Raw genomic sequence first — 26,726 nt, 5'->3', positions numbered from 1 at the left:
CTCGATGTACGGGCCGCGACCCAGTTCAGCACATGCCCGGGCGGCAGCGGAGCCCGGGGGATCATGAACGGTTACTGAACGGCGGCTCAGCGCGCGGAGAGACTGGAGCGGCGCACCACCAGTTCGGGCTGGAGCACCACACGCCGGTGCTCGTGCGGGCGGGACCCGCCCTCCTCCGTCTCCTCGAGGAGCAGCTCGGCGGCCAGGGCGCCCATGGTGACGGCGGGCTGGCGGACCGAGGTGAGGGGGACGGCCGCGGCGGCGGCGAACTCGATGTCGTCGTAGCCGACGATGGCCAGGTCGTCCGGCACTCCGACACCGGCCGCGTACATGGCCTGGAGGACGCCGAGGGCGAGCAGGTCGTTGGCGCAGAACACGGCGGTCGGGCGGTCGGCCAGGCCGAGGAGGCGGGCGCCGGCGTCCCGCCCCGCGGCGACGTCGAGCCGCTCGGTGGGCAGTTCGCGCAGGTGTTCCGGGCCCAGGCCCGCCTCGGCGAGCGCGTTGAGAGCGCCGGTGCGGCGGTCGCGGACCTGGGTGAAGCCGGGCGGCCCGCTGACGTACGCGATGGAGCGGTGTCCGGCGTCGATCAGATGCCGTACGGCGAGCGCCCCGCCCGCGACGTCGTCCACGGAGACCGAGCACTCGGTGGTGCCCTCGGAGACCCGGTCGACCAGCACGAACGGGATGCCGTGGCGGCGGAAGGACTCGATGTTGCGGCCGGTGGCGTCGGCCGGGGTGAGCAGCACGCCCCGCACCCGCTGTTCGGCGAAGAGGGAGAGGTACTCGGCCTCCTCGCCGGAGCTCTCGGCGCTGTTGCAGACCATCACGCCGAGCCCGGCGTCCCGGGCGGCCCGCTCGGCGCCGCGCGCGACGTCCACGAAGAAGGGGTTGCCCATGTCGAGGACGAGCAGCCCCATGATCCGGGAGCGGCCGGCGCGCAGCTGGCGCGCGGACTCGCTGCGGACGTAGCCGAGCCGGTCTATCGCGGACAGCACCCGGGCCCGGGTCTCCGTGGCGACGGTGTCCGGGCGGTTGATGACGTTGGACACCGTGCCGACGGAGACTCCGGCGGCACGGGCGACGTCCTTGATACCCACCGAATGGGCCATCAGGCGGGAACCTCCAGGTGAACGGGGCACGGCGGGACGGCCTTCACATTACCGTCACGCCGCGCCCGGGCCGTGCGGGTGGTACGGGTCATGCGGGCAGCGCGAAGTCGACGACGTGGAGCGCCGAGGGGGTCGTCCCGTTCGACTTCTCCTGGTACATGAACGACAGCGTGTTGTCGGCCTTGACCCGCAGCTCGTCGATGACGACCTCCCCGAAGGCGTTCAGCCCGCTCCCGTCGAAGAGCACCGTCCAGTCGGTGTACCCGGAGGCCTTCGACGCGCCGGCGATCCGCCCGAAGGGGAAGATCGCGTAGGCGTTGTCGTACTTGTCCAGGATCAGCTTGGTGCGCTGGCTGGAGCCGAGGACGACGGGGATCTCCGTCTTCTGCCAGGTGCCGGAGGAGTTCCTGCGGACGTGGAAGGCTCGGCCGTTGGCGGTGCGGTCGCTGACGTAGTTCGTGGTGCACTGGCCGAAGCGGCCGGGGACGTAGCTGATGATCGCGTGCGGGCGGCCGGCCGCGTCGGTGGACTGGCTCTCCTGGTTCATCAGCGAGTGGTCGGGGTTGAGGGAGTCGACGACGAGTCCGGAGTCGGTGACGGCGACCGTGTCGGAGGTGCCGGTCGTGCCGACGAGCGTGCCCGCGTTGTTGCGCCAGGTCCGGCCCCGGTCGTCGGAGTAGACGTAACCGGTGTCGTGGTTGGTGATCCCGCCGCTGGAGCACATCACGGCGCCGTTCTGCTCACGCCAGGTGAAGAAGGAGTGCAGCCGGCCGTTGACGTCGTAGTCGATGCCGTGGAGGTACATGTTGCGGACGGTCGAGGAGCCGTGCTCGCTGGTGTACGTCCCGGTGGAGCTGGACCACTCCCCCAGCGCGGTCCACGCCGAACCGTCGTACTCGGCAAGGGCGTTGCGCCCGTTGCCGGAGATCCCGACCCGGTAGCTCAGCTGGAGCCTGCCCTCCGGCGTGGAGACGAACTGGGGGTAGGTGAACTGCGAGGTGAGTGACAGTCCGTCAAGTGTGGTCTGTACGGCCCCGAAGACGGCGGACGTCCAGGAGGTCGCCGCCGGGCTGTCGAGGAGTCCGGCGACCGACTTCACGTAGAAGAAGCCGTCGCTGTGGGAGTCCATGTTGAGGTGGAGCCGGCCGTCGGTCCTGGAGACGCCCATGGAGATGACGTTGTGGGAGTCGCTCGCCTTGAGTTTGTGGGTGAGGGTGACGGTCGACCAGGTGGCCCCGCCCAGCACCCGTCTGGCCACCACGGCATATCCGGTGGAGGTGTACCAGGCGGCGTACTGGTAGCCCTTGTAGGTCAACAGGCCGTTCTTCTGGAACGAGTTGTTGTTGACCAGGCCGTCGTAGGAGACGAAGAAGACGGCTGTGGCGTCGAGTTGTGTGGTGCCGGTGCGGGTGACCGAGGGGCCGGGGTCGGCGGCGCGTGCGGTGCCTGCGGCCAGGGTGGGGGTCACCACGGCACCGGCGAGGGCCGCGCCGAGCAGCGTACGTCTGTTCATCTCGAGGACTCCGTCGTCAGGCGAGGTGGAACACTTCGGTGAGCGGTTTCATCGTTTCGTCGGGGCGGGCCCCGTCGAGGGACTCGAAGTAGGGGGACATCTCCGCCTGCCAGCGGGCGTTGACGTCCGTGGCCTCCATGCCGGCGAGGGCGGCGTCGAAGTCCTCGGTCTCCAGGTAGCCGACGAGCAGCCCGTCGTCCCGGAGGAAGAGGGAGTAGTTGTGCCAGCCGGTGGCCGAGAGCGCTTCGAGCATCTCGGGCCACACGGCGGCGTGTCGTTCGCGGTACTCGGCGAGGCGGTCCTGGCGGACCTTGAGCAGGAAGCACACGCGCTGCATGAAGTACCGCTCCCGTGCTAGAAGTTGAACTGGTCGATGTTCTTGGCGTTGAAGACGGTGGGCTTGCCGAGGCTGATCACGCCGTCCTTGCCGATGGTGTACGAGCCCATGTCGCCGGCCGTGAAGGTCTCGCCCTCCTTGCCGGTGATCTGTCCCGACACCATCGCGACCGCGGTACGGGCGGCCAGCTCGCCCAGCTTCGCCGGGTCCCACAGCTCGAACGCCTCGACGGTGCCGTTCTTGACGTACGTACGCATGTCGTTGGGGGTGCCGAGGCCGGTCAGCTTGACCTTGCCCTTGTACTTGGAGCCGGACAGGTACTGGGCGGCGGCCTTGATGCCGACGGTGGTCGGGGAGATGATCCCCTTCAGGTTCGGGTACTGCTGGAGCAGGCCCTGGGTCTGCTGGAAGGACTGCTGGGCGTCGTCATTGCCGTAGGCGACCTTGACCAGCTTGACGTCCTTGTACTTCGGGTTCTTGAGTTCGTCCTTCATGAACTCGATCCAGGTGTTCTGGTTGGTCGCGGTCTGCGCGGCGGACAGGATCGCGATCTCGCCCTTGTAGCCGATCTGCTCGGCCAGCAGCTGCACCTCGGTACGGCCCAGGTCCTCGGCCGAGGCCTGCGACACGAAGGCGTTGCGGCAGCCGACGTTGGTGTCGGAGTCGTAGGTGACGACCTTGATGCCGTTGCTCATGGCCTGCTTCAGCGCCGTGCACAGCGCGCCCGGGTCCTGTGCGGACACGGCCATCGCGTTCACCTGCTGCTGGGTGAGGGTGTTGACGTACGACACCTGCCCGGCGGTGTCGGTCGCGCTGGACGGCCCGACCTCCTTGTAGCTGGACCCCAGCTCCTTGACGGCCGTCTCGCCGCCCTTGTCGGCGGACGTGAAGTAGGGGTTGTTGACCGCCTTGGGCAGGAAGCCGACGGTGAGTCCCTTCTTCAACTCGGCGTTCGGATCGGCCTTCCCGGAGGAGACGGCCGACCCGGTGCTCTCGTTCTTCACGTCCTCCTTGGTGGTACCGCCACACGCGGTGGCGGCGAGGGCAAGGGAGGAAACAGCGGCCAGTGCCACACAGGCACGACGGAGCGACGACTTGGACATGGCAGTCCTTCTCGAGAGAGGTTCAGGTGAAGCGCCCCAAGGGGCGCGGGGAACTGCGGGACCAGCCATAACGGACCCGCAGCTTCGATCTGGCCTATCCAGCGGCGCGTGCCGCCCGGGCAACGGAAACCTGACGAGCGACCCGAGGCCCAAGCACCGAGACGACCAGCAACACACCGGTCACAACGATCTGCGACTGCGCGGAGACGTTCAGCAGACTCATCACGTTCTGCAGCGCCCCGAGCAGAAACACCCCGGCGATGGCGCCACCCAGCGTGCCCTTGCCGCCGTCGAAGTCGATCCCGCCGAGCAACACGGCGGCGACGACGGAGAGTTCGAGCCCGGTGGCGTTGTCGTAGCGGGCGCTGGCGTAGTGCAGGGCCCAGAAGATCCCGGTGAGGGAGGCCAGCAGGCCGGTCACCGTGAAGAGGATCAGTTTCTGCCGCTTGACGCGGACGCCGGAGAACCGTGCCGCCTCCTCGCTGGCGCCGGTCGCGAACAGCGAGCGGCCGAACGGGGTGGCGTGCAGGACGACGACCGCGATGGCGAGCAGGACGAGGAAGGGCAGGAACGCCTGCGGGAGGAAGCTGTCGCCGATGCGTCCCGAGGCGAAGTCGAGGTACTGGGTGGGGAAGTCGGTGACCGCGTCGGAGCCGAGCACGATCTGTGCGATGCCCCGGTAGGCGGCCAGGGTGCCGATGGTGACGGCGAGGGACGGCAGCCCGAGGCGGGTCACGAGCAGGCCGTTGACCAGCCCGCACACCACGCCGAGCAGCAGACAGATCGGGATGATCGCCTCGATGGTCATGCCCTGGTTCCACAGGGCGCCCATCACCGAGCCGGACAGGCCCGCCGTGGAGGCGACGGACAGGTCGATCTCCCCGGAGACCACCAGCAGCGTCATCGGCAGCGCGATCAGCGCGATGGGCAGGGTGTTGCCGATCAGGAACGACAGATTGAGCGAGTTCCCGAAGCCGTCCACGAAGGAGAAGGACAGCAGGAGCAGGACGATCAGCAGGGCCCCGACGACGGTGTCCCAGCGGATCGCGCGATGCGCGAGGAATCCGGACTCAGGCACGGGCCTCCCCCTTCGCTACGGCCGGCCGTGCGGAGGCCGACTTCTTCTTCAGGGCGGTCGCCACCCGCAGTGCCACGACCCGGTCGACGGCGATGGCGAGCAGGAGCAGGACGCCGTTGATGGCGAGCACCCACACCGAGCTGACGCCGAGGGCGGGCAGGACGCTGTTGATGGAGGTCAGCAGCAGTGCGCCGAGGGCGGCGCCGTAGACGCTGCCGGAGCCGCCGGTGAAGACGACACCACCGACCACGACCGCGCTGACGACGGTGAGTTCGTAGCCGTTGCCGGTCCCGGAGTCGACGTTGCCGAACCGGGCGAGGTACATCGCCCCGGCGAGGCCGGCGAGGCCGCCGCAGAAGGTGTACGCGGCGAGGATCCGCTTGCGCACCGGGATACCGGCGAGCCGTGCGGCCTCGGGGTTGGAGCCCAGCGCGTACAGTTCGCGCCCGCTGCCGTAGTGCTTGAGGTAGTAGGCCGTCGCGACCAGTACGACGAGCGCGATCAGCGCGAGATACGGCACCGCGGAGAGGCCGCCGGAGCCGAAGTCCACGAAGGAGTCGGGCAGGTCGGCCGCGGTGATCTGGCGGGAGCCGACCCAGATCGAGTCGATGCCGCGGATGATGTAGAGGGTGCCGAGGGTGACGACGAGGGCGGGCACCTGGCCGAGGCTGACGAGCAGACCGTTCAGCAGGCCGAAGCCGATGCCCAGCAGTACCGCCAGGACGATCGCGATCACCGGGTTGCCGCCGCCGTGCAGATAGGTGCCGGCGGCGAAGGCGCTGATGCCGAGGGTGGAGCCGACCGAGAGGTCGACGTTCCTCGTGATCACCACCAGGGACTGGCCGGTGGCGACCAGCACCAGGATCGTCGCGTTCAGCAGCAGGTCCTTGATGCCCTGCTCGGACAGGAACTCGCTGTTGCCGGCCTGGGTGACGGCGATCATCACCAGGAACACGGCCAGGATGGCGAGTTCCCGCATCCTGAACACCCGGTCGACGAGGCGGGTGCCACCGGACTTGGATGCCTCGGCGACGGGGGCCTTGTCGGGAGTGGTCACCGTCATGCGGCGGCCCTCCCGGTGGCTGCGGCCATCACGGTCTCCTCGGTGGCGTCGGTGCGGGAGATCTCCGCGGCCAGCCGGCCCTCGTGCATCACCAGCACGCGGTCGGCCATGCCGAGGATCTCGGGCAGATCGGAAGAGATCATCAGGACGGCGACGCCGTCGGCGGCCAGCTCGCTCAGCAGCCGGTGCACCTCGGCCTTGGTCCCGACGTCGATTCCGCGCGTGGGCTCGTCCACGATCAGCACCTTGGGGCTCGTCGCGAGCCACTTGGCCAGGACGACCTTCTGCTGGTTGCCGCCGGACAGCGTGTTGACGGTGTCGGCGAGCCGGGCGTACTTCACCTGGAGCTTCACCGCCCAGTCCAGCGAGCGGCTGCGCTCGGCGCCCCGGTCCATCAGCCCGGCCCTCACGGTCGTACGCAGGCCGGTCAGGCCGATGTTGCGTTCGATGGACATGTCCATCACCAGGCCCTGGGCGCGCCGGTCCTCCGGGACCAGGGCGAGGCCGGCGGCCATCGCGGTGGAGGGTGCGCCGTTGGTGAGCGGACGGCCGTCGACCGTGACCTCGCCGGCGTCCCAGCGGTCGATGCCGAACACCGCCCGGGCGACCTCGGTGCGTCCGGCGCCGACGAGTCCGGCCAGGCCGACGATCTCGCCGCGCCGGACCTCGAAGGAGACGTCGGTGAAGACGCCCTCCCGGGTCAGGCGGCGCACGCTGAGGGCCACCTCGCCGGGGGTGACGTCCTGCTTGGGGTAGAGCTCGTCGAGGTCGCGGCCGACCATCCGCCGGACCAGGTCGTCCTCGGTCATGCCCTCGATCGGCTCGCTGGCGATCCAGGCGCCGTCGCGCAGGGTCGTCACCCGCCGGCAGATCTCGAAGATCTCCTCCAGGCGGTGGGAGATGAACAGCACGGCCGCGCCCTGGTCACGCAGGGTGCGCACGACTCCGAAGAGACGGGCGACCTCGCTGCCGGTGAGGGCCGCGGTGGGCTCGTCCATGATCAGGACACGGGCGTCGAAGGAGAGCGCCTTGGCGATCTCGACGATCTGCTGGTCGGCGATGGACAGCCCGCGCGCCGGACGGTCGGGGTCGAGATCGACACCCAGACGCGCCATCAGCGCGGCGGTGGCCGCACGGGTGGCCCTGTGGTCGATCCGGCCCAGAGAGCGCCGGGGCCGGCGGCCCATGAAGATGTTCTCCGCGATCGAAAGGTCGGGGAAGAGAGTCGGTTCCTGGTAGATCACGGCGATGCCGGCGTCGCGGGCGTCGCCGGGTCCGTGGAAGACGACGGGCTCGCCGTCGAGCAGCACCTGACCGGCATCCGGTCGGTGCACCCCGGCGAGCGCCTTGATCAGGGTCGACTTGCCCGCGCCGTTCTCCCCGGCGAGCGCGTGCACCTCACCGGGGAACAGCTCCATGGAGACGCCCCGCAGCGCACGCACGGCGCCGAAGGACTTGACGACGTCCCGCAGCGCCAGCACCGGGGGCGGACCCGCGTCGGACGGGTGGGTCATGAGTGGCTCCTCAACAACGCCCGGAACGAGGCCCTGAGGGGCTGTCACGGCGTCGTGAAAGGTTTCAACTGGATTGCCGGGACGTTAGGCACGCAGGGCATGTCACGTCAATGGGTCCGTCTCGAAAAGTTTTCGATAGCCGAAGGTCACGCGGCGGTCACGGACAACAGCCCTGGACGAAGGGGTTGACACTGCTTCGGCAGCCTCATAGCTTCCCGTTCTGAATCGTTTCATCCGGCAGCTGTTCCGGACCGATGTCACAGGAGCCCGAAGTGACCGACCTCGCCGCGGTGAAAGCCGCGCTGAAGACCCAGGCCGTCGAGACGCCGTCGTGGGCGTACGGGAACTCGGGGACCCGCTTCAAGGTGTTCGCCCAGGAGGGCGTCCCGCGCACCCCGCAGGAGAAGCTCGACGACGCGGCGCAGGTGCACGCGGTCACCGGCGTGGCCCCGACCGTGGCGCTGCACATCCCGTGGGACAAGGTGGAGGACTACTCCGCACTCGCGAAGCACGCCGAGGACCGGGGTGTGCGGCTCGGGGCGATCAACTCCAACACCTTCCAGGACGACGCGTACCGGTTGGGGAGCATCTGTCACCCCGACGCGGCGGTGCGCAGGAAGGCCGTCGATCATCTGCTGGAGTGCATCGACATCATGGACGCGACGGGCTCCGCCGACCTCAAGCTGTGGTTCGCCGACGGTACGAACTATCCCGGTCAGGACGACATCCGCGAGCGGCAGGACCGGCTGGCGGAGGGGCTGGCCGAGGTGTACGCACGGCTCGGGGACGGGCAGCGGATGCTGCTGGAGTACAAGCTGTTCGAGCCGGCCTTCTACACGACCGATGTGCCGGACTGGGGGACCGCCTACGCCCACTGCCTCAAGCTCGGCGACAAGGCGCAGGTCGTGGTGGACACCGGGCATCACGCGCCGGGGACCAACATCGAGTTCATCGTCGCCACGCTGCTGCGGGAGGGGAAGCTCGGGGCGTTCGACTTCAACTCGCGGTTCTACGCCGACGACGACCTCATGGTGGGCTCCGCCGATCCGTTCCAGTTGTTCCGGATCATGTACGAGGTGGTGCGCGGGGGTGGGTTCACCTCCGAGGTGGCGTTCATGCTGGACCAGTGCCACAACATCGAGGCGAAGATTCCGGCGATCATCCGGTCCGTGATGAATGTGCAGGAGGCCACGGCCAAGTCTTTGCTGGTGGATCGCTCGGCGCTGGCCGCGGCACAGGCGTCCGGGGATGTGCTCGAAGCGAATGCGGTGCTGATGGACGCGTACAACTCGGACGTGCGTCCGCTTCTTCGTGAGGTGCGGGAGGAGATGGGGCTGGACCCGGATCCTATGGGGGCTTATCGGCGGTCCGGGTGGGCCGAGAAGATCGTTGCCGAGCGGGTTGGAGGGGAGCAGGCCGGTTGGGGCGCGTGAGCGTCTGCCTGGATCTGTTTCATTGCGGGGTGCGGGCCGGTTGTGGCTGGTCGCGCCCACGCGGCGGAGCCGCATATCGATGCAGCCCCGCGCCCCTTTGGGGCGCTCCACTCACCCGTGTTCGAAAAGTAAGGAATCTCCATGTCCACCCATCCCGAAGCCGCCGCTCTGCTTGCCCGGTCCCGTCGGCTTGGCGCTGATCCTCGTAACACCAACTACGCCGGTGGCAATGCCTCGGCCAAGGGCACCGATGTCGATCCCGTCACCGGTGGGGATGTCGAGTTGATGTGGGTGAAGGGGTCCGGTGGGGATCTCGGGACGCTCACCGAGGCGGGGCTTGCCGTGTTGCGGCTGGACCGGCTGCGGGGGCTTGTCGAGGTCTATCCGGGGGTCGGGCGTGAGGACGAGATGGTCGCCGCGTTCGACTACTGCCTGCACGGCAAGGGCGGGGCGGCGCCGTCCATCGACACCGCCATGCACGGCCTCGTCGACGCCGCCCACGTGGATCATCTGCACCCCGACTCCGGGATCGCGCTCGCCTGCGCCGCCGACGGGGAGAAGCTGACCGCCGAGTGCTTCGGGGACACCGTGGCCTGGGTGCCCTGGCGCAGGCCCGGGTTCCAGCTGGGGCTGGACATCGCCGCCGTCAAGGCCGCCAACCCGCAGGCCATCGGCGTGATCCTCGGCGGACACGGCATCACCGCCTGGGGCGACAGCGCCGAGGAGTGCGAGCGCAACTCCCTCCACATCATCCGCACGGCGGAGGCGTTCCTGGCGGAGAAGGGCAGGGCCGAGCCGTTCGGGTCCGTCATCGACGGGTACGGCGCGCTGCCCGAGGGTGAGCGGCGGGAGCGGGCCGCCGCGCTCGCGCCGTACGTACGCGCCGTCGCCTCCCAGGACCGGCCGCAGGTCGGGCACTTCGACGACTCCGACGTCGTCCTCGACTTCCTCGCCCGCGCCGAGCACCCGCGCCTCGCCGCGCTCGGTACGTCGTGTCCGGACCACTTCCTGCGCACCAAGGTACGGCCCCTCGTGCTCGACCTGCCGCCGAGCGCCCCCCTGGAGGACGCGGTCGCGCGGCTGAAGGAGCTGCACGCCGGCTACCGCGAGGAGTATGCCGCCTACTACCAGCGGCACGCCGAGCCCGACTCCCCCGCCATGCGCGGCGCCGACCCGGCCATCGTCCTCGTCCCCGGGGTCGGCATGTTCTCCTTCGGCAAGGACAAGCAGACCGCCCGGGTCGCCGGCGAGTTCTACGTCAACGCCGTCAACGTCATGCGGGGCGCGGAGTCGGTGTCGTCGTACGCGCCGATCGAGGAGTCGGAGAAGTTCCGCATCGAGTACTGGGCGCTGGAGGAGGCCAAGCTCCAGCGGATGCCCAGGCCGAAGGCGCTGGCCACACGGGTGGCGCTGGTGACCGGGGCCGGCAGCGGGATCGGGAAGGCCATCGCCGGGCGGCTGGTCGCCGAGGGCGCGTGTGTCGTCGTCGCCGATCTCGACGCCGACAACGCCCAGGCTGTCGCGGAGGAGCTGGGCGGGGCGGACAAGGCCGTCGCCGTCACCGTCGACGTGACCTCCGAGGAGCAGATCGCCGACGCCTTCCGTGCCGCGGTGCTCGCCTTCGGCGGGGTCGACCTCGTCGTCAACAACGCCGGGATCTCGATCTCCAAGCCGCTCCTTGAGACCTCCGCCAAGGACTGGGACCTCCAGCACGACATCATGGCCCGGGGATCCTTCCTCGTCTCCCGCGAGGCCGCCCGGGTGATGACCGCGCAGGGGCTGGGCGGGGACATCGTCTACATCGCCTCGAAGAACGCCGTCTTCGCCGGGCCGAACAACATCGCCTACTCCGCCACCAAGGCCGACCAGGCCCACCAGGTGCGGCTGCTCGCCGCCGAGCTGGGCGAGCACGGGATCCGCGTCAACGGCGTCAACCCGGACGGGGTCGTGCGCGGGTCGGGCATCTTCGCCGGGGGGTGGGGGGCTCAGCGGGCCGCCGTGTACGGGGTGGAGGAGGCGAAGCTGGGCGAGTTCTACGCGCAGCGGACCATCCTCAAGCGGGAGGTCCTGCCCGAGCATGTCGCGAACGCCGTGTTCGCGCTGACCGGCGGGGAGCTGACCCACACCACCGGGCTGCACATCCCCGTCGACGCGGGTGTGGCGGCCGCGTTCCTCCGGTGACCGCCGTGCGGTCGTACGCCGCTGTCGACCTCGGCGCCTCCAGCGGGCGGGTGATGGTCGGGCGGGTGAGCCCTCACTCGCTGGAGCTGGCGGAGGCGCACCGGTTCGTGAACCGGCCGGTGCGGGTGCCGGAGGGGCTGCGCTGGGATGTGCTGTCGCTGTACGCCGGTGTCCTGGACGGGCTGCGGGCGGCCGGGCAGGTCGACTCCGTCGGTATCGACAGCTGGGCCGTGGACTACGGGCTGCTGGACGGCGACGGGGTCCTGCTGGGCAACCCCGTGCACTACCGCGACGCCCGTACGGACGGGGTCGCGGAGAAGGTGTGGGCGACCGTGCCGGCCGCCGAGCTGTACGCGGCGACCGGGCTGCAGTACGCGCCCTTCAACACCCTGTACCAGTTGACGGCGGCGCGTGGGACAAGCCAACTGGCGAATGCCGAGCGGCTGTTGCTCATCCCCGACCTGCTGTCGTACTGGCTGACCGGGGAGCAGGGCACCGAGCTGACCAACGCCTCCACCACCCAGCTCGTCGATCCCCGGACGCGCGAGTGGTCGTACGACGTCGCCGACCGGCTCGGGATCGACCTCGGCCTGTTCGCGCCGCTGCGGCAGCCCGGCGATCCGGCCGGGGTGCTCAGGCCCGGGGTGCTGGAGGAGACCGGGCTCACGGGACCGGTGCCGGTGACGGCCGTCGGCTCGCACGACACCGCCTCCGCCGTGGCCGCCGTCCCGGCCACCGGGGAGCGGTTCGCCTACATCTGTACCGGCACCTGGTCCCTCGCCGGGCTGGAGCTGGAGGCGCCCGTGCTGACCGAGGACAGCCGCGCCGCCAACTTCACCAACGAGCTGGGCCTGGACGGCACGGTCCGCTATCTGCGCAACATCATGGGGCTCTGGCTGCTCCAGGAGTGCGTACGGGCCTGGGGCGAACCGGAGTTGGGCGGGCTGCTGCGGGAGGCGGCGGCCGTACCGGCGCTGCGGTCGGTCGTGGACGCGGGGGACGCCGCGTTCCTCGCACCGGGGCGGATGCCGGAGCGGATCGCCGAGGCGTGCCGCGCTTCGGGGCAGCCGGTGCCGCGGACGCCCGCCGAGATCACGCGCTGCATCCTCGACTCCCTGGCGCTGGCCCACCGGCGGGCGGTCGAGGAGGCCCAGCGGCTCGCGGACCATCCCGTCGACGTCGTCCATGTCGTCGGGGGCGGCACCCGCAACGCGTTGCTGTGCCAGCTCACCGCCGACGCCTGCGGGCTGCCCGTGGTGGCCGGGCCGACCGAGGCCGCCGCACTCGGCAACGTCCTCGTACAGGCCCGGGCGCACGGGATGGTCGGCGACCGTGCCGCCATGCGCCGGCTGCTCGCCCGGACGCAGCCCCTGACCCGCTACGAACCGCAGGGCGGCACCGGCCGCTGGCGGGAGGCGGAGGCCCGGATCGCCACGCGGTGAGCCGGGGGCTCCCCGTGCGACTCCGCCCCGACTACGCTGCACTCATCCGATGACCGATCACTAGGAGCCGCGATGCGTGTCGCCCTGTTCCTGACCTGTGTCAACGACACGCTCTATCCCGATACCGGCCGTGCCGTGGTGAAACTCCTGACCAAGCTGGGTGTCGAGGTCGACTTCCCGATGGCGCAGACCTGCTGCGGGCAGGCGCACTACAACACCGGCTACCGTCATGAGGCCGAGCCGCTCGCCCGGCATTTCTCCGATGTCTTCGGGGAGTACGAGGCGATCGTCACGCCCTCCGGGTCGTGCGGGGCGATGGTGCGCGAGCTGTATCCGCGGATGGGTGAGCGGGCCCGGGCCGAGGGGCGCGGGGACACCCTCGCCGCGACCCTGGCGCCGGTGGTGCCCAAGACGTACGAGCTGACCGAGTTCCTGGTGGATGTGCTGGGGGTGACGGACGTCGGCGCGTACTACCCGCACACCGTCACCTACCACCCGACCTGTCACGGGCTGCGCGGGCTGGGGCTCGGGGACCGGCCCCTGCGGCTGCTGCGGGCGGTCAAGGGGCTGGAGCTGGTGGAGCTGCCGGGTGCGGACGAGTGCTGCGGCTTCGGCGGGACCTTCGCACTGAAGAACGCGGACGTCTCCGCGGCGATGGGCACGGACAAGGTGCGCAACGCCGAGTCGACGGGCGCCGAGGTGCTGTGCGCCGCCGACAACTCCTGTCTGATGCACATCGGCGGGACCATGACCCGGCTCAAGGCGGGCCTGCGGCCGGTGCACATCGCGGAGATCCTGGCGAGCACGGAGGAGGAACCGGCGGCATGAGCGGGCACAGTGGGCGGGAGGGCGACGCATGAGCGGCACATTCGTAGGAATGCCGTCCTTCCCCGAGGCCGCGCACGAAGCGGTCAACAATCCGATCCTGCGCGGCAACCTCCGCCACGCCACCCACACGATCCGTACGAAGCGGGCGAAGGCGGTCGCCGAACTCGACGACTGGGCGGAGCTGCGGGAGGCCGGGAAGCAGATCAAGGACCTTACGCTCCGTCATCTCGACCGCTATCTGGTGCAGTTGGAGGAGGCGGTCGTGGCGGCGGGCGGCACCGTCCACTGGGCAGCCGACGCCGACGAGGCCAACCGGATCGTGACCTACCTGGTCAAGGCGACCGGCGAGTCGGAGGTCGTCAAGGTCAAGTCCATGGCCACGCAGGAGATCGGGCTCAACGAGGCTCTGGAGGCCGAGGGGATCCGGGCGTACGAGACCGATCTCGCCGAGCTGATCGTGCAGTTGGGCGACGACCGGCCCTCCCACATCCTCGTCCCGGCCATCCACCGCAACCGGGGTGAGATCCGGGACATCTTCGCGAGCGAGATGAGCGAGTGGGGGCGTCCGGCCCCAGAAGGTCTCACCGACAAGCCCGCCGAGCTGGCCGAGGCGGCCCGGCTGCATCTGCGCGAGAAGTTCCTGCGGGCCAAGGTCGGCGTCTCCGGTGCCAACTTCATGGTCGCCGAGACCGGCACCCTGGTCGTCGTCGAGTCCGAGGGGAACGGGCGGATGTGCCTCACGCTCCCCGAGACGCTGATCTCGGTCGTCGGGATCGAGAAGATCGTGCCGACCTGGCGGGACCTGGAGGTGTTCCTGCAGACGCTGCCGCGCTCCTCGACGGCCGAGCGCATGAACCCGTACACGTCGACGTGGACCGGCACGACGGACGGCGACGGGCCGTCGACCTTCCATCTGGTGCTCCTCGACAACGGGCGCTCCGACACCCTCGCCGACGAGGTCGGCCGGCAGGCCCTGCGCTGCATCCGCTGCTCGGCCTGTCTGAACGTCTGCCCCGTCTACGAGCGGGCCGGCGGGCACGCCTACGGCTCCGTCTACCCCGGGCCGATCGGCGCGATCCTCAGCCCCCAGCTCCGGGGCACCGCCAGCGAGATCGACGCCTCCCTGCCGTACGCGTCGTCGCTGTGCGGCGCCTGCTACGAGGTGTGCCCGGTCGCCATCGACATCCCGGAGGTGCTGGTGCATCTGCGGGAACGGGTCGTCGAGGGCGGGCCGGTGGTCCGGGAGGGCAACAGGGTGGTGCTGAAGCCCGCCAAGGGACACGCCGCCGAGCGGGCGGCGATGCGCGCGGCACGCTGGGCGTTCGCGCACCCCGGCGCTCTGCGCACGGGGCAGCGGCTGGCGTCCCGGACGCGCCGTGTGCACCCCCGTACCCTGCCCGGACCGGGCCGGGCCTGGAGCGGCACACGAGACCTGCCCGCCGTCCCCGCCGAGCCGTTCCGCGACTGGTGGCAGCGTACGCAGGGCGGGAAGGGCGGGACGAAGTGAGCAGCAGGGAGCTGATCCTGGGCCGGGTGCGGCGCGCACTGGCCGATGTACGGGGTGAGGACGCGCCGGTCGAGCGCGCGTATCTGCGGGTGCACGGTGACCGCGGGGTCGAGGCGACGGTGGATCTGCTCGCGGAGAACCTGGCGGACTACCGGGCGCTGGTGCACCGGTGCGGGGAGGCCGAACTGGCCTCCGTGGTGGGCCGGTTGCTCGCCGAGCGGGGGTCGGGTTCGGTGGTCGCGCCGTCGGGGCTGGATCCGCGCTGGCTCTCGGAGACCGACGCGGAGCGGGTCGAGGATCTCGCCGGGAGCACCGCGCACGAACTCGACCGTGTCGACAGCGTGGTCACCGCGTGCGCGGTGGCGATCGCGGAGACGGGGACGATCGTGCTGGACGGCGGGCCGGACCAGGGCCGGCGCCGGATCACCCTGGTCCCCGACCACCACATCTGTGTGGTGCGGGTGCCGGACCAGGTCGTGTCGTCCGTCCCCCAGGCGCTCGAACGGATCGATCCCGGCCGCCCGTTGACCTGGATCTCGGGCCCCTCCGCGACCAGCGACATCGAGCTGGACCGGGTGGAGGGGGTGCACGGTCCGCGCACCCTCGAGGTGATCCTGGTGGAGCCGGTTCAGGAGTAGGTCAGCGCGCGGCCGTACCGCAGGGAGTACTGGGCGGCGCGCAGGTACACGGCCGTGTAGAACGCGGTGGTCAGGTCGTCGGCCCAGGGGCCCGGCCGGGCCGCCGCGGCCTGCTCCGCCTCGCCCTCCAGGAACCACAGGGTCAGTTCGAGGTTGCCGAAGGCCGCCGGTATCAGGTCCAGCGGCAGGCCGAGGGTCCCGGCGAGCCGTTCGGCGAGGGCGAGGACGCAGGGCGCCCCGACGACCAGCGTCTCGTCGGTGTACGCGGAGCCGACGGGCAGCTCGATGCCCTCCTCCAGCGCGAACGGGACCAGGAGCGACCAGCTGAGCAGGGTGTGCTCCTCCTCGGGGCTCAGCCGCGCCCGGCACAGCGCGGCGAAGCCGTCCATCGGCGGGCTCATCTTCTCCTCGAACCATCCCGGATCCTCGGGGGTTTTCGGTGTGTACGGCGGCAGCCCGCGCCGCTCCAGCTCCGTGTTCAGGGCGGAGGCGACGTCTCCGTAGCCGTCCTCCCCCGCCACCGACCAGTCCTGCGCAGCCACACTCACGAGATACACGCCCATGAGCGCAAGGTACCCGGCGCCACTGACAACATCGACAAGGCGCTGAACAAGCGCTTAGATATGTGCTCGGTGATCGGATCTGTCCGGCCGCGATCGACTTCCGGAGGCCCCGTTGTTCACATCCGTCGACGATGTCTCCACGCGTCTCGCCGAGACCGGCTATCTGGCCTCGCCGGCCGTCGCCACCAGCGTCTTCCTCGCCGGCCGGCTGGGCAAGCCGCTGCTCGTGGAGGGGCCCGCCGGGGTCGGCAAGACGGAGCTCGCCAAGGCCGTGGCGCAGATGACGCAGGCCCGGCTTGTGCGGCTGCAGTGCTACGAGGGGGTCGACGAGTCCCGGGCGCTGTACGAGTGGAACCACGCCAAGCAGCTGCTGCGGATCAGCGCCGGGCGCGGCGAGTCCTGGGACGAGACCCGCACGGACATCTTCAGCGAGGAGTTCCTGCTCCCGCGTCCGCTGCTGACCGCGATCCGCGGCGACGAGCCCACGGTCCTGCTGATCGACGAGACCGACAAGGCCGACGTCGAGGTGGAGGGCCTGCTGCTCGAAGTGCTGAGCGACTTCCAGGTGACCGTCCCCGAGCTGGGCACGATCACCGCGACCCGCCGCCCCTTCGTGGTCCTCACCTCGAACGCGAGCCGTGAGCTGTCGGAGGCGCTGCGCCGCCGCTGTCTCTTCCTCCACATCGGCTTCCCCGACGCCGAGTCGGAGCGGCGGATCGTCCGGCTGAAGGTTCCCGGACTGGACGCCGCCCTTGCCGACTCGGTGGTCCGGGTGGTGGGCGCGCTGCGGGCGATGGACCTGCGCAAGGTGCCCTCGGTCGCCGAGACCATCGACTGGGCGCGCACCCTGCTCGCGCTGGGTGCCGCCACCCTCGACGAGAGTGTCGTACGGGACACCCTGGGCGTGATCCTCAAGCACCAGGACGACGTCGTGAAGGCCGGTGCCAAGCTCGACCTGGACGCCGTGTGAGCGCGGACGCGGCCGAGCGGCTGACGTCCTTCGTCGCCGCGCTGCGCGCCCACGGCGTGCGGATCGGCACCGGCGAGACGGTGGACGCGGCCGAGGCGGTGGCGGTGCTCGGGCTCGCGGACCGGGGGCTGCTGCGCGAGGGGCTCGCGGCGACGCTGCTGCACAGCACGGACCAGCGGCGGCTGTTCGACACCGTCTTCGACCTGTACTTCCCGTACGGCGTCGGCGCGCCGCCGGGTGAACCGGGCGACCGGGACTCGCTGCGCGAACGGCTCGCCCAGGCGCTGGCCGCCGACGACCGTGCGCTGCTGGCGCGGTTGGCGATCGAGGCCGTGGACAGCCTGGGCGGGTACGGGAGTTCACCGGGGTCGGACGGCTGGTCGTCGTACCAGACGCTGGAACGGCTGCGTCCGCAGACGCTGTTGGCGCGGGTGCGGGACGAGATCCGGCGGAGTGGCGGTGGTTCGGGGGCGGGGTTCGCGGACCGGCTGCTGGAGGACGAGATCCGGCGGCGCATCGAGGAGTTCCGCACGCTGGTGGCGGTGGAGGCGCGGCGCCGGGTGGCGGAGCTGCGGGGGCGGGACGAGATCGCGCGGCGGGCGGTGGCGCCGACCGCGGACCGGGTCGACTTCCTCTACGCGGGGCGCGACCGGCTGGCCGAACTCCGGCGCACGGTGCAGCCGTTGGCCCGTAAACTCGCCACCCGGCTGGCAGCGCGCCGACGGCGTGCCGCGCGCGGCACGATCGATCTGCGGCGCACCCTGCGCGGTTCGCTCTCCACGGGCGGGGTGCCGATGCGGCCCGTGCTGCGCCGCCGGCGCCCGGCCCGGCCCGAACTGGTGCTGCTGTGCGATGTGTCGGGCTCGGTGTCAGGCTTCTCCGACTTCACGATGCTGCTGGTGCAGGCGCTGCACGACCAGTTCAGCAAGGTGCGGGTGTTCGCCTTCGTCAACCGGATCGACGAGGTGACCGGGCTGCTCGAACACGGCGCGGCGGACCCGGAGGGCCTTGGCGCCCGGATCCGGGCCGAGGCGCGGCTGACGGCGTATCACGGCAGCAGTGACTACGGCACCGCGCTGGGCGAGTTCGCGGAGCGGTACGGCGCCGCCGTGGGCCCTCGGACGACGGTGTTCGTGCTGGGCGACGCGCGCACGAACATGAGCGATCCGAACCCTTCGGCCGTCCGTGAGATCGCCGAACGGGCCCGGCGCGTCTACTGGTTGAACCCGGAGCCGCGCTCCCAGTGGGGCACGGGCGACTCGGCAGCGCCGGACTACGCCGAGCTGGTCGCGATGCACGAGTGCCGCAACGCCCACCAACTCGGCCTGCTGGTCGGCCGGTTGCTGCCCGTCTGACAGAACTCTTCCGAACTCCCTGGAATCTCCTAACCCTTCTTGGCCTTCGCGTAGTCCTTGGCCATCGCACCGGCGAAGTCGTGCACCACGCACTGTTCGTCGCCCACGGTCCAGGCGTCGTGCCCGGGCGGGACGACGAAGACGTCGCCGGGGCCCAGTTCGGCCTCGCCGCCGTCGTCCATGCGGATGTGCATCCGGCCGGAGACGACATAACCGTTGTGGTGGACCAAGCAGCTCTCGGTGCCGGCGATCGGTGCCACGGACTCGGACCACCGCCAGCCCGGCTCGAAGGTCCCTATGGCGAAGTCGAGCCCCGTCATATGGACGGCCTCGAGGTGTCCGCGGGGGAAATCACGCCGCTCGTCCGGCTTGTCGAGCGTCTTCACTTCCATCATGACGCGCCCTCCTTCTGGACGGGTGGGGCCAACGCCCCACCTGTTCCATCCTCCGCCGGAGCACGGGGAGCCGCCATTCGGGGTCTCAGGCGCCGCCGCCGCAGAGTTCGGCGAAGCGGCGGGCGTCGATGTTGCCGCCGGAGACGATCACTCCCACGCGCCGGGGCAGGGACGGCACCCGTCCGGCGAGCAGCGCGGCCAGCGGGGTGGCGCCGCTGGGCTCCACGACGATCTTCAGTCGTTCGAAGGCGAACCGCATGGCCGCGCGGATCTCGTCGTCGGAGACCAGGGCGATCTCGTCGACGAGCCGCTGGTTGACCGAGAACGTCAGCTCGCCGGGCGTGTGCAGGGCCTGGCCGTCGGCGATGGTGCGCGGCACCGGGATCTCGACGCGCCGGCCGGCCTCCAGGGACCGTTTGGTGTCGTCCCCGGTCTCCGGCTCGACGCCGACGATCCGGATGCCGGGGTGCAGTCCCTTGGCCGCCGTGGCGCTCCCGGCGATCAGCCCGCCACCGCCGACGGGCGCAAGGAGCGCATCCAACTCGCCTGCTTCTTCGAGGAGTTCGAGGGTGGCCGTGCCCTGTCCCGCCATGACGTGCGGGTGCTCGTAGGGCGGGATCAGGGTCAGGCCCCGCTCGGCGGCCAGCGCCTCGGCGATGGCCACCCGGTCACCGGCGTAGCGGTCGTAGGTGACGATCTCGGCGCCGTAGCCCTCGGTGGCGGCCCGCTTGGAGCGGGGGGCGTCCTCGGGCATGACGATCACCGCTGTCGCGCCCAGTTCCCGTGCGGCCAGGGCGACCGCCTGGGCGTGGTTGCCGGAGGAGTAGGCGGCGACGCCCCGGGCCAGCTGTCCGGGGGTCAGCCGGGAGACCGCGTTGTAGGCGCCGCGGAACTTGAAGGCGCCGACGCGCTGGAAGTTCTCGCACTTGAGGTGGATCTCGGCGCCGACGGCCGCGTCGAGGGTGCGCGAGCGCAGCACGGGGGTGCGGTGGGCGACGCCCTTCAGACGGGCGGCGGCGTCCTGTACGTCGTCGAGGGTGATCGGCGCGGGTGCGGTGGTCACGGGTGGGCTCCCTCGGAAGAGTCGGTGGTGGTGTCCCTGGCGCCGGCCCGCGCCTGGGAGAGGTAGCTGTAGGCGGAGGCGCGGGAGATGCCGAGCCGGGCGGCGACCTGTTCGATCGCCCGGCGCACGGCGAACACGCCCCGCTCGTCCAGGCCGCGGAAGATCGCGAGCCGCCTGGTCCGGTCGAGTCCGGCCCAGGTCTGGTCCTGGTGGCGCAGATGTGCGTCGAGGAGGGCGTCGACGACGGAGTCGATGTCGTCGCCGAAGGTGGTCACCGGTACGTCGGCGGCGGGTACGGCGATCCCGGCGAGGGCGCCGAGCAGACTGTGCGCCCGGTCGATCGCGGTGATGTCCACGTTGACGCACAGGGCGCCGAACACCTCGCCCGCGGAGTCGCGCAGCACCATCGTGGACGACTTCAACAGCTTGCCGGTGCCGGTCCGGGTGACGTAGTTCAGCTCGTCCTCGGCGTCGTCGCCCCTGGCCAGAACGCGCATGCCGATCTCACTCATCGCCCCGCCGACCGTCCGCCCGGTGACCGCTCCGGCGACGGCGAGGACCGACCGCTCCGGCCGCCGGTAGTCGTGCAGCACCACCTCGCACACCGGCCCGAACGTCGCCGCGATCCCTTCGACGACGGGGGCGAGCGCCCGCAGGATCGCGTCCCGCTCGGCTTCCCTGGAATCCATACTCGATTAGACCACACGTCCAGACACTGGACCAGGAGTCCAAGAAGGCCCGGAGCGCGGACACCTTCAGGGGAACCGTCGATCAAGGGGGTGGTGTGGCCAATTGGCCTTTCCCTAGGATGGGTTGGGATGTGATGTGGGCCGCGCCGGACCGGGGCGCGGCGGGGACTGGGGGAAGAGATGCAGCCTGGCAAGCCGCTGTCCACGAAGATCGACGCCGCGGTTCCGACGGCAGCGCGCATGTACGACCACTATCTGGGCGGCAAGGACAACTACGCGGCGGACCGGACCGCCTGCGCCGAACTCGACAAGGTGGTGCCGAGCACCCGCGCCCTGGCGCTGAACAACCGCCGTTTCCTGCAGCGGGTGGTGCAGACGCTGACGCAGGACCACGGCATCCGGCAGTTCCTGGACCACGGCTCCGGCCTGCCCACCCAGAACAACGTCCACCAGGTCGCCCAGCGCGTCGATCCGACGGCTCACGTCGTCTACGTGGACAACGACCCGATGGTCCTCGTGCACGGCCGCGCCCTGCTGGAGCAGGACGAGCGCACCACGGTCATCCACGCCGACCTGCGCGAGACCGAGGCGATCTTCGCCCACCCGGACACCGAGCGCCTGATCGACTTCTCGCAGCCGGTGGCCGTGCTGTTCAACTCGGTCTTCCACTGCATCCCGGACAGTGACACCGACGGCCCGCTCGATGTGATCCGCCGGGTGAGCGAACGACTCGCCCCCGGCAGCTGTCTGGTGATGTGTCAGCTGGTCAGCGAGGACGCCGAGGTCCGGGAGTTCGTCACGAACTTCATGGACCAGGCCACGCAGGGCCATTGGGGCCGGGTGCGACAGGAGAAGGACGTCGCGCAGTGGTTCGAGGGGCTGGAGATCCTCGAGCCGGGACTGGTGGAGGTCTCCACCTGGCGCCCCGACACCGAGGTGGTACACCGCCAACTCACCCAGGAGTGGATCGAGTTCGGCGGTGTGGGCCGGCTGGGCCGAGTCGGATGACGGCCCGTCAGGCGTAGCGGCTCTCCGCCGTGTCCGCCAGCAGGGCCAGGGACTCGCGTGGCTGAAGGGCCTCGTCGGCGAGCCGGTCCAGGGCCACCCGGTACTCCTCCGTCTCGTCCCGGTCCTCCAGGAAGGTGGCGCTCCTGATCTGCTCCAGGTACACGATGTCGGGCAGATCGGCGCCGGCGAACCGCAGATAGGTGACCGGTATGGACGGCGCGGAGGCGTGGGTGACGTCCAACGGGACGACCTGGACGGTGACATGGGGCAGCCGCGCGATGTGCACCAGGTGACGGAGCTGGTCGCGCATTACCTCACGGCTGCCCAGGACGCGCAGCAGCACCGACTCGTCGAGGATCGCCCACACCCGTGGGGCGTCGGCCCGGCCGAGCAGTTCGGTGCGCCGCGTCCGCAGCTCCACGCGGCGCTCCACCTCCCGCGATGACGCCGAGGGCAGCCCCCGCTCCACCACGGCACGCGTGTAGGCGGGGGTCTGCAACAGGCCCGGCACGTACTGGATCTCGAAGGTACGGATGGCGGTGGCCGCCTCCTGCAGTCCGACCAGCCGGTCGAACCACTCGGGCATCAGCCGCTTGTCGTACCGCTGCCACCAGCCCGGCTCCCCCGCCTGCCGCAGCAGCCGGAGCAGCACGGACGACTCGTGCTCGTCCGCCTCGTAGAGGGTCAGGAGGGCGCGGATGTCGCCCTCCGTGGGCGGACGACGGCCTTTGCCCGCCTCTATGCGCGACAGCTTCGCCGGGCTGAACCCGAGGGCCCGCGCGGCCTGGTCCTGGGCCATCCCGGCGTCCTCCCGCATACCCGCGAGTTGAACGCCGACCAGCATTTTCAGCAAGGTCGGGGCGGGCTCTGCCCGGTTCAGATACGGTTCGAGGCGGGAGACTCGAGGCGACTCGGCAGACATCCTGTGACTCCCCATGGACCGGCGGACGACAGACGCCAGTATCGCATCCGACGGCCTCCGACCGTATGGAGCACGGGAATTGAACCGCGCGCCGTTCACAACGCGCTGCTCAGAGCAGGTGGTCGAACTCCCCGTCCTTCGCCCCGGCGAGGAACGCCGCGATCTCGGCCGGCGTGTAGACCAGCGCCGGTCCGTCGGGGTCCCGGGAGTTGCGCAGCGCGACCCCGCCCCCGTCCAGCGGGGCGACCTCGACGCAGTTGCCCTCGGCGTTGCTGTGACTGCTCTTGGCCCAGCGGACGTGCAGCGAACTCGCCCGCACTCCGTTCGACACAGGCTCTTGTACTGACGGCTGTACTGACGGCTCCGGTACTGACGACACGGCAACTCTCCTCGCTCGTACGCGCAATTTCCCGTGAAATTGCACGCGGACATCGTCAGCGTGGATAATAGCCATGCCGTCAAGTGCCGTTCCGGCGGCCCGTCCTGACCTCGCCTCAGGGAGATGCACCATGTCATCACCTGCGCAGTTCCGGAGCCGCGAGTCCGTCCGCGACTCGTCCACAACTGCCGCGCTGCACCTCAGGGGCAGCCGGAAGGGCTTCACCGAGGCCCGGGACTTCACCCTCCGCACCCTCGGCGGCTGGTCCCTGGGCCACTGCGCGGACGACACGGCCACCGTCGTCACCGAACTCGCCGCCAACGCCGTCCTGCACGGACTCCCGTACCCCTCGACGGAGCACTTCGACGTACGGCTCAGACTCACCCTGCGCCGCCGTCACGTGATGTGCGCCGTCACCGACCCGAGCGACGCCCTGCCCGTCTACCTGCGGCCCGGAGACGATCTCCTCGGAGACGGCCTCCAGGAGCACGGCCGCGGGCTGCACATCGTCGAAGCCCTCTCGGAGCACTGGGGCTGGACCCGCCGCTCCCCCGTGGGCAAGACCGTCTGGGCCATGCTGCCGACCCGCACCCCCTGCTGAGATGACTGACATAGTCCGCACCGCACTCCTCGACGACCTGGGACATGTGCCGTGGCCCGAGATCCAGGACACCACCGGGTCCGCCGCGGCCATCCCCTCGCTGCTCACCGCCGTCGCCCGGGGCGACGCCGACACCGCGGGGCGCGCGCTGGGCCAACTGCGCCGCCGTATCTGCCGGTACGGCTTCGTCGTCGACCAGGCGACGGCGGCCACGGTCCCCTTCCTCTGGGAACTCGTCCGGCTCCCCCAGGTCACCTGCCGGGTGGAGATCCTGCGTCTGCTGAAGAGCATCGCCGACGCGCGCCAGTGGGAGACCACGGCCGCCGCCTACCCCAAGCTGCTGAGCCATCCCGGCGACCACGTGGCCTGGGAGCGCGAGGCCCGGCGCGCCGTCCGCGCCCAGCGCGCGGTACTGCGTGACCTGCTCTGCGAGCGGGACGCCGCACTCGTCCAGGCCGGCGCGGAACTCTCGGCGGCCCTCGACGACTGAGGCCCACTGAGCCCGGGGCCCGGAATCGCCACCGCGGTTCTGCGGACCCCCGCGCACGAGCGCTAGGTTGGCCGCATGAGCAACCTTGACCGTGCGCCCGTACCGAGTGTCTGCGGCGGCCGTGGATTCGTCGTCCCCGAACCCGTCCGCGAGCTGCTGAGCCCCCGGCAGGTGCGGCTCGGCGAGTCGACCGAGGTACGCCGACTGCTGCCGAACCTCGGCCGGCGCATGATCGGCGCCTGGGCCTTCGTCGACCACTACGGTCCCGACGACATCGCCGACGAGCCGGGCATGCAGGTGCCGCCGCACCCGCACATGGGGCTGCAGACCGTCAGCTGGCTGCACGAGGGCGAGGTGCTGCACCGCGACTCGACGGGCAGCCTGCAGACCATCCGGCCCCGTGAACTCGGCCTGATGACCTCGGGGCGCGCGATCAGCCACTCCGAGGAGAGCCCCAGGTCCCACGCCCGGCTCCTGCACGGCGCCCAGCTCTGGGTCGCCCTGCCCGACGCCCACCGCCACACCGAACCCCGCTTCGAACACCACGCCGGCCTGCCCACGGTCACCGCTCCCGGCCTGACCGCGACCGTGATCCTCGGCGACCTCGACGGCGCCGTCTCGCCCGGTACGGCGTACAGCCCGATCGTGGGCGCGGACCTCGCGCTGGGGCAGGGGGCCGACGTACGGCTGCCGCTCGTGCCCGACTTCGAGTACGGCGTGCTGGCGATGTCCGGGGAGGTGCACGTCGACGGTGTGCCGGTGCTGCCGGGTTCGATGCTCTACCTCGGCTGCGGCCGGACCGAACTGCCGCTGCGCGCCGAGTCCGACGCGGGGCTGATGCTGCTCGGCGGCGAGCCGTTCGAGGAGGAGCTGATCATGTGGTGGAACTTCGTCGGCCGGTCCCAGGAGGAGATCGTGCAGGCCCGCGAGGACTGGATGAAGGGCAACCGTTTCGGCGAGGTGCGGGGCTACGACGGGGCTCCGCTGCCCGCCCCGGAACTGCCGCCGGTGCCGCTGAAGCCGCGGGGAAGGGTGCGCTGACCTGGGAAGGGCTGGTTCTCCGACGCCGGGAGTTCGAGAGCATCCCACCGCCTGCCCTGCAATGATGATCTCTGGTTGCGCAGGCCCTCGAATGCCGCCGCTCAGGCGCCTCCGAGGCAGTCCGCGTTTCCAAGGTGTGGGCATCTGCGGGCAGCCTTGGCAGGACGGATGCTGACCCGATGCTGACTTTGCTGACGGCACGTCAGGGCCAGGCGAAGCGATGGGTTCGCCTCCGGGAGTAAGACTCAGGGACCAATTGACTGCATTGAGTGATCAGCCGGAGCTGCCTTCCGAAGACGATCGGTTCACGCGGGCAGTCGTCGCGTGCCCGTCACTCGGGTAACTGTAGGAACCCAACAGGTTCAGATGCAGCGGAGAAGCAGCCCGCCCCTATGCGACCAACTCCCACTACGGACAGTCCACTAATCTGCGCACTCCTGCCGGGCACGAAGCGCAGGGATGGCAGCAATCTTGGACGGCTCAAGGCGGTCCCAGATGATGCCGGACGGCCGATGTGGAGTACTGCAGGAGATGATCTCCTCTGGCGTCACAATGAGGTCGACATTCACGTCGTGCTCGGAGGAAGGCATAGGGTCGTCAACCACTTGGAGGCGATGCACTGTCGTGACGACAAGAGTCTGGGGGCCGACAAGGCCGGCCTCCGCGAGCAAGGCGAACTCGATGTCGGAGTACCCGGCACCCTTCCCGATCCGCACGCCGGTGCGATTTACCGCGACGCTGCCGAGGACCACAACGTCCACCGGGCGTAGAGCGTCGACTTCAACAGTCGGCGCGATCTCGGAAGCGACTCGGCTTGATGCAGCGTCGACAAATGGCACGTCAAGCGCTTCGGGATCCAGGAGATAGAACGGCTTGGCCGTGGCCAACTTGGGCACAGCCATGTAGACGAGCTTCCCCTCGGCCAGAGCGCGAGCCCTCACTGGCAATTGAGCCTTGTCCGGGACCGCCTTGATGACCTCGGCACTCCTCCACGCGTCCAGCTCCGCGAGCAGCTCTGCAGCTGCCTCGGAACCCCTGAAATTGGGGATGCGCCCATGGGCGGTTTCGTCGTACACCGCGCCCGCAGCATCGAGAGCGTCCCAGACCTGGGTCCGTACGAGTTGCTTGGGGTCGTCGTGCTTCGCGTGCACCCAGGTCTCCTTACACTTACGCCGTCGCCATCAGAGCAAACAGCCTGTCATGGACGTCGGCGACGCTCGGCTCGACACTCGACAGCAGCCCGAGCACATAGGCACAGGCGGTGGCCCGTGGCTCAACTCGGCCGAAGAGGCGTCCACACAACCCCCGATGATCACGCGGTGGCCGTACCCGTTCCCAGCCGGGTCCGCTGCAAGATCGCGAAACCAGACTGGAGTACTAGGGTCCGTCTTCAAACGGATCTTGCCCAGAGCAGGAATGACGCGAGACTGACCGCTGCCTCGTAAGAGGTGGCGGTCTTGTCGTATCTGGTGGCGATGCCACGAAAGCCCTTGAGGCGGTTGAA

At 70.2% G+C, this 26,726-nt stretch carries 26 protein-coding genes and 1 pseudogene; 12 read left to right on the top strand and 15 right to left on the bottom strand.

Annotated features, from left to right (window positions below; genetic code table 11):
* Positions 1 to 86: 86 nt before the first annotated feature.
* The 7 genes from ACFPIH_RS50610 to ACFPIH_RS50580 all read right to left on the bottom strand — a co-directional run bounded on the left by ACFPIH_RS50610 (position 87) and on the right by ACFPIH_RS50580 (position 7,717).
* On the bottom strand, positions 87 to 1,109 hold the full coding sequence (locus ACFPIH_RS50610) for a LacI family DNA-binding transcriptional regulator (RefSeq protein ID WP_381186370.1): 1,023 nt from the start codon (positions 1,107 to 1,109) through the stop codon (positions 87 to 89).
* An 88-nt stretch (positions 1,110 to 1,197) separates the two neighbouring features.
* The gene (locus tag ACFPIH_RS50605; protein WP_381186374.1) at positions 1,198 to 2,622 is read right to left on the bottom strand and encodes a BNR repeat-containing protein; all 1,425 of its coding nucleotides are present in this window, start codon (positions 2,620 to 2,622) and stop codon (positions 1,198 to 1,200) included.
* A gap of 16 nt (positions 2,623 to 2,638) precedes the next feature.
* Positions 2,639 to 2,959, bottom strand: a complete 321-nt coding sequence (locus ACFPIH_RS50600; RefSeq protein WP_381186377.1) for an L-rhamnose mutarotase — start codon at positions 2,957 to 2,959, stop codon at positions 2,639 to 2,641.
* Between the two features lie 17 nt (positions 2,960 to 2,976).
* Positions 2,977 to 4,062 carry a rhamnose ABC transporter substrate-binding protein gene (gene rhaS, locus ACFPIH_RS50595; protein ID WP_381186380.1) on the bottom strand — a complete coding sequence of 362 codons (1,086 nt, stop codon included), beginning with the start codon at positions 4,060 to 4,062 and terminating at the stop codon, positions 2,977 to 2,979.
* 94 nt (positions 4,063 to 4,156) lie between these two features.
* A complete protein-coding gene (locus ACFPIH_RS50590) occupies positions 4,157 to 5,140 on the bottom strand; it encodes an ABC transporter permease (protein WP_381186383.1) in 984 nt (327 codons plus the stop codon).
* Positions 5,133 to 6,203, bottom strand: a complete 1,071-nt coding sequence (locus tag ACFPIH_RS50585) for an ABC transporter permease (RefSeq protein WP_381186386.1) — start codon at positions 6,201 to 6,203, stop codon at positions 5,133 to 5,135. Before ACFPIH_RS50585 ends, ACFPIH_RS50590 begins: the two co-directional genes overlap by 8 nt.
* Positions 6,200 to 7,717, bottom strand: coding sequence for a sugar ABC transporter ATP-binding protein (locus tag ACFPIH_RS50580; RefSeq protein WP_381186388.1), 1,518 nt, complete (start codon positions 7,715 to 7,717; stop codon positions 6,200 to 6,202). The genes ACFPIH_RS50585 and ACFPIH_RS50580 overlap by 4 nt, the downstream gene beginning before the upstream one ends.
* A gap of 272 nt (positions 7,718 to 7,989) precedes the next feature.
* On the opposite strand from ACFPIH_RS50580, the gene rhaI reads away from it, so the two are divergent.
* The 6 genes from rhaI (at position 7,990) to ACFPIH_RS50550 (ending at position 15,746) form a co-directional block, all read left to right on the top strand.
* Complete coding sequence (gene rhaI / locus ACFPIH_RS50575) at positions 7,990 to 9,150, top strand: L-rhamnose isomerase (RefSeq protein WP_381186391.1); 1,161 nt, start codon at positions 7,990 to 7,992, stop codon at positions 9,148 to 9,150.
* A 141-nt stretch (positions 9,151 to 9,291) separates the two neighbouring features.
* Complete coding sequence (locus ACFPIH_RS50570; protein WP_381186394.1) at positions 9,292 to 11,331, top strand: bifunctional aldolase/short-chain dehydrogenase; 2,040 nt, start codon at positions 9,292 to 9,294, stop codon at positions 11,329 to 11,331.
* 5 nt (positions 11,332 to 11,336) lie between these two features.
* Positions 11,337 to 12,773, top strand: a complete 1,437-nt coding sequence (locus ACFPIH_RS50565; RefSeq protein ID WP_381186453.1) for a rhamnulokinase — start codon at positions 11,337 to 11,339, stop codon at positions 12,771 to 12,773.
* A gap of 72 nt (positions 12,774 to 12,845) precedes the next feature.
* A complete protein-coding gene (locus ACFPIH_RS50560) occupies positions 12,846 to 13,601 on the top strand; it encodes a (Fe-S)-binding protein (protein WP_381186397.1) in 756 nt (251 codons plus the stop codon).
* 28 nt (positions 13,602 to 13,629) lie between these two features.
* The gene (locus tag ACFPIH_RS50555; RefSeq protein WP_381186400.1) at positions 13,630 to 15,108 is read left to right on the top strand and encodes a LutB/LldF family L-lactate oxidation iron-sulfur protein; all 1,479 of its coding nucleotides are present in this window, start codon (positions 13,630 to 13,632) and stop codon (positions 15,106 to 15,108) included.
* Positions 15,105 to 15,746, top strand: a complete 642-nt coding sequence (locus ACFPIH_RS50550) for a LutC/YkgG family protein (protein WP_381186402.1) — start codon at positions 15,105 to 15,107, stop codon at positions 15,744 to 15,746. The genes ACFPIH_RS50555 and ACFPIH_RS50550 overlap by 4 nt, the downstream gene beginning before the upstream one ends.
* On the opposite strand, the gene ACFPIH_RS50545 is transcribed toward ACFPIH_RS50550, so the two are convergent.
* On the bottom strand, positions 15,737 to 16,309 hold the full coding sequence (locus tag ACFPIH_RS50545; RefSeq protein WP_381186405.1) for a hypothetical protein: 573 nt from the start codon (positions 16,307 to 16,309) through the stop codon (positions 15,737 to 15,739). The genes ACFPIH_RS50550 and ACFPIH_RS50545 overlap by 10 nt on opposite strands.
* A gap of 112 nt (positions 16,310 to 16,421) precedes the next feature.
* Here ACFPIH_RS50545 and ACFPIH_RS50540 point away from each other — a divergent pair, with 112 nt between their 5' ends.
* The gene (locus ACFPIH_RS50540; protein ID WP_381186408.1) at positions 16,422 to 17,279 is read left to right on the top strand and encodes an AAA family ATPase; all 858 of its coding nucleotides are present in this window, start codon (positions 16,422 to 16,424) and stop codon (positions 17,277 to 17,279) included.
* Positions 17,276 to 18,634 (top strand): vWA domain-containing protein, encoded by a 1,359-nt coding sequence (locus tag ACFPIH_RS50535; protein WP_381186411.1) that lies wholly within the window; start codon positions 17,276 to 17,278, stop codon positions 18,632 to 18,634. The genes ACFPIH_RS50540 and ACFPIH_RS50535 overlap by 4 nt, the downstream gene beginning before the upstream one ends.
* Positions 18,635 to 18,663: 29 nt before the next feature.
* Here the strand turns inward: ACFPIH_RS50535 and ACFPIH_RS50530 are convergent, their stop codons facing one another.
* From ACFPIH_RS50530 to ACFPIH_RS50520, 3 genes are all read right to left on the bottom strand, one after another.
* Positions 18,664 to 19,029 (bottom strand): cupin domain-containing protein, encoded by a 366-nt coding sequence (locus tag ACFPIH_RS50530; RefSeq protein WP_381186414.1) that lies wholly within the window; start codon positions 19,027 to 19,029, stop codon positions 18,664 to 18,666.
* Between the two features lie 85 nt (positions 19,030 to 19,114).
* Positions 19,115 to 20,092, bottom strand: coding sequence for a threo-3-hydroxy-L-aspartate ammonia-lyase (locus ACFPIH_RS50525; protein ID WP_381186417.1), 978 nt, complete (start codon positions 20,090 to 20,092; stop codon positions 19,115 to 19,117).
* Positions 20,089 to 20,781, bottom strand: coding sequence for a helix-turn-helix transcriptional regulator (locus ACFPIH_RS50520; RefSeq protein WP_381186420.1), 693 nt, complete (start codon positions 20,779 to 20,781; stop codon positions 20,089 to 20,091). The genes ACFPIH_RS50525 and ACFPIH_RS50520 overlap by 4 nt, the downstream gene beginning before the upstream one ends.
* 180 nt (positions 20,782 to 20,961) lie before the next feature.
* Between ACFPIH_RS50520 and ACFPIH_RS50515 the strand changes: the two genes are divergently transcribed.
* Entirely contained in the window at positions 20,962 to 21,789 is an 828-nt protein-coding gene (locus tag ACFPIH_RS50515) for an SAM-dependent methyltransferase (RefSeq protein WP_381186423.1), read from the top strand.
* A gap of 7 nt (positions 21,790 to 21,796) precedes the next feature.
* Here ACFPIH_RS50515 and ACFPIH_RS50510 read toward each other — a convergent pair whose 3' ends face one another.
* Together ACFPIH_RS50510 and ACFPIH_RS50505 are read right to left on the bottom strand one after the other, a co-directional pair.
* Positions 21,797 to 22,711 carry a helix-turn-helix domain-containing protein gene (locus ACFPIH_RS50510; protein ID WP_381186426.1) on the bottom strand — a complete coding sequence of 305 codons (915 nt, stop codon included), beginning with the start codon at positions 22,709 to 22,711 and terminating at the stop codon, positions 21,797 to 21,799.
* Positions 22,712 to 22,820: 109 nt separating this feature from the next.
* The gene (locus ACFPIH_RS50505; RefSeq protein WP_381186429.1) at positions 22,821 to 23,042 is read right to left on the bottom strand and encodes a DUF397 domain-containing protein; all 222 of its coding nucleotides are present in this window, start codon (positions 23,040 to 23,042) and stop codon (positions 22,821 to 22,823) included.
* Between the two features lie 178 nt (positions 23,043 to 23,220).
* On the opposite strand from ACFPIH_RS50505, the gene ACFPIH_RS50500 reads away from it, so the two are divergent.
* The 3 genes from ACFPIH_RS50500 (at position 23,221) to ACFPIH_RS50490 (ending at position 25,222) form a co-directional block, all read left to right on the top strand.
* Positions 23,221 to 23,691, top strand: coding sequence for an ATP-binding protein (locus ACFPIH_RS50500; RefSeq protein WP_381186432.1), 471 nt, complete (start codon positions 23,221 to 23,223; stop codon positions 23,689 to 23,691).
* Between the two features lies 1 nt (position 23,692).
* Positions 23,693 to 24,181 carry a hypothetical protein gene (locus ACFPIH_RS50495; protein WP_381186435.1) on the top strand — a complete coding sequence of 163 codons (489 nt, stop codon included), beginning with the start codon at positions 23,693 to 23,695 and terminating at the stop codon, positions 24,179 to 24,181.
* Positions 24,182 to 24,256: 75 nt separating this feature from the next.
* Positions 24,257 to 25,222 (top strand): pirin family protein, encoded by a 966-nt coding sequence (locus ACFPIH_RS50490; protein ID WP_381186438.1) that lies wholly within the window; start codon positions 24,257 to 24,259, stop codon positions 25,220 to 25,222.
* A 422-nt stretch (positions 25,223 to 25,644) separates the two neighbouring features.
* Here ACFPIH_RS50490 and ACFPIH_RS50485 read toward each other — a convergent pair whose 3' ends face one another.
* A complete protein-coding gene (locus ACFPIH_RS50485; protein ID WP_381186441.1) occupies positions 25,645 to 26,373 on the bottom strand; it encodes a 5-formyltetrahydrofolate cyclo-ligase in 729 nt (242 codons plus the stop codon).
* 239 nt (positions 26,374 to 26,612) lie between these two features.
* A pseudogene (locus ACFPIH_RS50480) lies at positions 26,613 to 26,726 on the bottom strand (IS5/IS1182 family transposase); the annotation flags it as partial.

It is taken from the genome of Streptomyces vulcanius (assembly GCF_042653945.1).
Lineage (GTDB): Bacteria > Actinomycetota > Actinomycetes > Streptomycetales > Streptomycetaceae > Streptomyces > Streptomyces mangrovi.
The sequence above is the reverse complement of the archived record's forward strand: the minus strand, read 5'-3'. Positions and strand labels throughout refer to the sequence as shown.

What these genes read in the sequence shown, in the direction of transcription:
- ACFPIH_RS50495 (WP_381186435.1), top strand. Translation starts at nt 23,693, where the DNA reads ATGACTGACATAGTCCGCACCGCACTCCTCGACGACCTGGGACATGTG.
- ACFPIH_RS50515 (WP_381186423.1), top strand. Translation starts at nt 20,962, where the DNA reads ATGCAGCCTGGCAAGCCGCTGTCCACGAAGATCGACGCCGCGGTTCCG.
- ACFPIH_RS50585 (WP_381186386.1), bottom strand. Translation starts at nt 6,203, where the DNA reads ATGACGGTGACCACTCCCGACAAGGCCCCCGTCGCCGAGGCATCCAAG.
- ACFPIH_RS50560 (WP_381186397.1), top strand. Translation starts at nt 12,846, where the DNA reads ATGCGTGTCGCCCTGTTCCTGACCTGTGTCAACGACACGCTCTATCCC.
- ACFPIH_RS50510 (WP_381186426.1), bottom strand. Translation starts at nt 22,711, where the DNA reads ATGTCTGCCGAGTCGCCTCGAGTCTCCCGCCTCGAACCGTATCTGAAC.
- ACFPIH_RS50570 (WP_381186394.1), top strand. Translation starts at nt 9,292, where the DNA reads ATGTCCACCCATCCCGAAGCCGCCGCTCTGCTTGCCCGGTCCCGTCGG.
- ACFPIH_RS50520 (WP_381186420.1), bottom strand. Translation starts at nt 20,781, where the DNA reads ATGGATTCCAGGGAAGCCGAGCGGGACGCGATCCTGCGGGCGCTCGCC.
- rhaS (WP_381186380.1), bottom strand. Translation starts at nt 4,062, where the DNA reads ATGTCCAAGTCGTCGCTCCGTCGTGCCTGTGTGGCACTGGCCGCTGTT.
- ACFPIH_RS50490 (WP_381186438.1), top strand. Translation starts at nt 24,257, where the DNA reads ATGAGCAACCTTGACCGTGCGCCCGTACCGAGTGTCTGCGGCGGCCGT.
- ACFPIH_RS50610 (WP_381186370.1), bottom strand. Translation starts at nt 1,109, where the DNA reads ATGGCCCATTCGGTGGGTATCAAGGACGTCGCCCGTGCCGCCGGAGTC.
- ACFPIH_RS50580 (WP_381186388.1), bottom strand. Translation starts at nt 7,717, where the DNA reads ATGACCCACCCGTCCGACGCGGGTCCGCCCCCGGTGCTGGCGCTGCGG.
- ACFPIH_RS50555 (WP_381186400.1), top strand. Translation starts at nt 13,630, where the DNA reads ATGAGCGGCACATTCGTAGGAATGCCGTCCTTCCCCGAGGCCGCGCAC.
- ACFPIH_RS50545 (WP_381186405.1), bottom strand. Translation starts at nt 16,309, where the DNA reads ATGGGCGTGTATCTCGTGAGTGTGGCTGCGCAGGACTGGTCGGTGGCG.
- ACFPIH_RS50600 (WP_381186377.1), bottom strand. Translation starts at nt 2,959, where the DNA reads ATGCAGCGCGTGTGCTTCCTGCTCAAGGTCCGCCAGGACCGCCTCGCC.
- ACFPIH_RS50500 (WP_381186432.1), top strand. Translation starts at nt 23,221, where the DNA reads ATGTCATCACCTGCGCAGTTCCGGAGCCGCGAGTCCGTCCGCGACTCG.
- ACFPIH_RS50605 (WP_381186374.1), bottom strand. Translation starts at nt 2,622, where the DNA reads ATGAACAGACGTACGCTGCTCGGCGCGGCCCTCGCCGGTGCCGTGGTG.
- ACFPIH_RS50530 (WP_381186414.1), bottom strand. Translation starts at nt 19,029, where the DNA reads ATGATGGAAGTGAAGACGCTCGACAAGCCGGACGAGCGGCGTGATTTC.